The sequence below is a fragment of the Terriglobus sp. YAF25 genome (assembly GCF_052113305.1).
GTDB lineage: Bacteria > Acidobacteriota > Terriglobia > Terriglobales > Acidobacteriaceae > Terriglobus.
In genome coordinates this window covers 1-3,871 of sequence record NZ_JBFRCY010000643.1, presented here as the reverse complement: position 1 = coordinate 3,871, position 3,871 = coordinate 1, and the positions used below count along the sequence as shown (strand labels likewise).

The 3,871-nt window shown below is 55.5% G+C and carries 3 protein-coding genes; all 3 read right to left on the bottom strand.

Features of this window, described 5'->3' with window-relative positions; genetic code table 11:
• Nucleotides 1–448 precede the first annotated feature (448 nt).
• The 3 genes from AB4043_RS21680 to AB4043_RS21670 all read right to left on the bottom strand — a co-directional run bounded on the left by AB4043_RS21680 (nt 449) and on the right by AB4043_RS21670 (nt 3,578).
• On the bottom strand, nt 449–1,126 hold the full coding sequence (locus AB4043_RS21680; RefSeq protein ID WP_442308057.1) for a CRTAC1 family protein: 678 nt from the start codon (nt 1,124–1,126) through the stop codon (nt 449–451).
• Nucleotides 1,045–1,983 (bottom strand): FG-GAP repeat domain-containing protein, encoded by a 939-nt coding sequence (locus tag AB4043_RS21675; protein WP_442308056.1) that lies wholly within the window; start codon nt 1,981–1,983, stop codon nt 1,045–1,047. Before AB4043_RS21675 ends, AB4043_RS21680 begins: the two co-directional genes overlap by 82 nt.
• 284 nt (nt 1,984–2,267) lie before the next feature.
• The gene (locus tag AB4043_RS21670) at nt 2,268–3,578 is read right to left on the bottom strand and encodes a hypothetical protein (protein WP_442302669.1); all 1,311 of its coding nucleotides are present in this window, start codon (nt 3,576–3,578) and stop codon (nt 2,268–2,270) included.
• Between the last annotated feature and the right edge of the window lie 293 nt (nt 3,579–3,871).

Here is a 3,871-nt window from a genome sequence, read left to right as displayed (position 1 = left end):
GTGCGTACAGAGGATGAGTTGCCAGAGAAACAATTGCGAGAAGCATGGATAGTGCCCATGCCATACCTCGCCGCGTGCAGAGTTGGTTAACTGCGCGTGCGTTCATGCGTTTTGCCCCTCGAATGGAAATGCTGCTGCTTTTTTGAATCCGGATTCATAGAGTGTTTGAATCCGGATTCATCTAATAGCGAGAAAACGTTATCCGCGCCGCTAAAGCTATGTCAAGAAATCTTTTATGAGACGATTCAGTCGCTCGAATTAGTTCAGGGATCGAAGTTAGAGAGAGACGTCTCAGCAAAAATGGTGCGCTTAACAACACAAACGAAAAAGCGAGCTGGAGCATTTTCCTGTAGGTGCAGAGTAGGGCATCCGCGTCTATGGGCGTTTTCCGCAATGAAAACGCCGCTTCACGCCCCTTTCCGGGATACCCAGCAACAGGGAAAATGCTCTATTTCGCGGGCTCTTCGATACGAAGCATCTGATCCACACTCACATGCTGCAGATGTTGCCGGATGCCGCTCGGCCACTGGACCTCTATGTCTGCTTCCGTACTTCCACCCAATCCAAAATGAACCCGCTTGTCGCTGCTGGAGAGATACGAGCCCGCAGTTGATACCGTGGCATACTGCGATTGGCCGTGATATATCACGTGTAYGTTAGCGCCGATCGCATCGCGATTCGAAGTATGTCCAACGAGTAGCAGCGTCAACCAGTGATTGCTTGATTCAGTCCGATTCAAGATGAGATGCGCCGGCCCATCGTTGGTCGAGACCACCGCATCGAGACGGCCATCATTGTCGAAGTCGCCGAGCGCCAGTCCCCTTCCCACCCACGGTTCGCGAAAGACTGCTCCGGCTTCGGACGAAACATCAACGAACTTTCCTTCGCCAACATTGCGGGCAAGCAGCATCGGCTCACGGTAATGAAGCTGCGGGAAGTTCAGCTCCACATTGTCCAGGTCATGCCCCTGCGCCACAATCAGATCTTTGCGGCCATCGTTGTCGTAATCCAAGAAGCGAATACCCCAGCCGGAGCGCAGGAGCGTCATCTTCGCGATGCCGGAGCTGTAGGTGTCGTAGTTGAAGGAACCATCGCCGTTGTTGCGGTAGAGCGCATACTTCTGCATGGCGAGGTTCGTGATGACCAGGTCAGGAAGACCCGATTGAAGTCCGCGAGAGCAATCCCCAGACCTTTCGCCGGCTTGTCGAGGCCGAAGGCAACGGCCTTCTCTGTAAACGTCCCATCCCCGTTGTTGCGATAGACCAATGGACGAATCGCCGGGAAGATATCGGGATGGCAATAGGCGCGATAGCCCTCGCGATGCTCTCCACACCAGACATCTTCAAAGTCCCAATGCACATACCGCAGCACGATCAGGTCAAGTTTGCCATCGTTGTCGAGATCGACCCACGCTGCTGCGGTATACCAGATATCACCTTGAGCGGCCGCGCCGCCCGTGCCGGACTTCTCTGTCACATCCGTAAAGGTGCCATCGCCATTGTTGCGGTACAGGCGATTGCCCCCGTACGCCGTCACATAGAGATCTTCAAAACCATCATTGTCGAAGTCTCCGACGGCAACCCCCATGCCATAACCGACACCTTTCAGCCCGGCGTGCTCGGTCACGTCTTCAAAGCTGCCATCGCTTTTCTGGTGATACAGACGATTCCAGTCTTCTGGGCCTTTCTTTCGCGGTATGGTCCCCTTCGGTGCCGGGTTCGGCACGGACGCACCGTTCGCGAAAAAGATATCGAGACGGCCATCGTTGTCGTAATCAAAGGCTGCGACACCGGAGCCTATCGTCTCCAGAATGTACTTGTGAGACGAGTGGTAAGCACGCGCCTGAAAACCGGGCTTGAGCCGGTCACTGGCGTCGATAAAGTTTGCATGTTCCGCGGAAGCTTTCGTTTTGGAGCCTGCTCCAGGAGCTTGTCCTGCAAGATTCTTCGTTCCATGGCTCAGCAAGAGAAGCAGTCCAAACACGGCGAAATTCGGCGGAAGCACCCGCATAGACGATCGGCCCTTATCGATAGAGATTTTTTCGTTGAGGCGGAAAGCTTCCGGTCTCAAGCAGAGTCATGGCTCTGAGGTTGAATCTGCGGAGTTATCGTAGCAGGACTCCGATTTCTACGAGTAGACGGGGTACGTTTTCCCAGGCCAGGTGGCCTGGGACAGGAAAACCGGGCACATGTCCCCGACGGACACCGCCCCAGCCAGCAAAGGCTGGCTGGGGACCCCGGACATGGAGCACCCAGTGTATGGTCAGCCTAACGGACGTCCACGGCTACGATGCGGGCGGGCCCTGCGATGCCGTTATCCACGTCGGTCGTCAGCACTGCTTCAAAGTCACGATCGCTGTTGCCTGTGCCGATGCGGCGTTCAAGCTCGGCAACCTGATTCGGATTCGATAAGAACTCGCCTGCGGCGGCTGTCCCGCTCATACCGATGCCGGCGACAATCACGATCACCTGCCCGAGTACCTGGCTGTGAATGCGGGCGATGATGGCGTAATCGCGGTTAACCGTGGTCATCTTATCCTGCAGATGCAGGCTCCACTGGCGATTCCCCGGATCTTTGCTGTCGCGGATATAAAAAGAGTCCACGTCGCTTCCACCGAACTGGTATCGCAGCGGTTCAATCAACTTGAGTGTCCACTGATTGTCGAGACCACCAAGAAAGACCGTTGGCCCTTCGCGGAGCTCATTGAGGTTGGTGCCGAGATTCAGGCGAACGCGAACCGGCCGATTCTGATGTCCTACGACAGACTCCAGCCTCATCATGGCGAGAACGTCGGAGTAGACGACATTCTCTCCTAAAGTTTCATGGTCAAAGAAGGTTCCGGAAGAGAGCAGCTTAGTGTCTTCCAGGTCCAACGCGTGCGCGATGGCCTCCGGTGTCGTAGCGGCATTACCCGGCCAGCGTTTTTTCGCCGAGATTGGCAGGCAGAACGTAATAGGTCCGGGTGCAGCCAAGAATGGAGACCATAACCGATCCATCGGCGTCGGCGTATAGCTCCGCCAGAGAAATCCAGAAGCGATGCCAATCACAAGAAGAAGCACTGGGATAACGGTCCAGATCAAACGGCGCGAGAAGCGCGACTTCTTCACTGGAGGGGAGACAGGTGCGCTTTCATCTGCCACGTCGTTCGCAGGGGTTGGCGCCTCAGCGGGAGACCTATCGTGGATCGGAATTGGCTTGGCATCGCGCGCCGGAAAGAACTCGGGGACATAGGAGCCGATGTTGAGCTCAATGCGGAGCTCCGAGGAGTGAGACGATTCATGGTAGTACTGCGCGATGCGTTTACGAATCTCCGCGACAGTCACGCGGACCACAGGATCGGATGCAGTATCGTAGTCTGCCGGGCGGCCAAAGACCTCGACACCGAGGGTTCGCTCCTTTAGATGCGCCCCTCGTCCTTCGAGCGTTTCCTCCACCATATAGCGCAGCAGCGTAGGGTATCGCTTGCTGTTGCGGAAGTGAGTGGAATGGAGCAGACGCTCCATCTGCGCTCGGATCTTTTCTTTATCTTCCGATGAGAACGGTACGAGCGTTTGCGACTCAGGAGTGCTCGGCAGCATTTGGCCTTCCCCAATGGTTACTGAAGAATAGGCCGTTATAACCAGCTTTCGCAACTGGGTCTTTACCTGTCTTTACCTCCTTCTTACCTCTTTGCATGTGCAAGCAAAGACAGGGCGTACCCCGTGTATACCCGTTAGACCTGACATGGGATGACATGCGGCACCTAGACTCCGCTGGTCGTAGAAGTACACCTGTGCCGGGCCCCGAAGTTTCGCTGGCACGAAAATCCTCCAAAAAAACACACAAACAACAGAGGGAACGACCATGAAGCAGACAGTGCATTTTCTTGAGG

Bases quoted from the DNA above. Each gene is read 5' to 3' on its own strand.
- AB4043_RS21670 (WP_442302669.1), bottom strand. From the start codon at position 3,578: ATGCTGCCGAGCACTCCTGAGTCGCAAACGCTCGTACCGTTCTCATCG.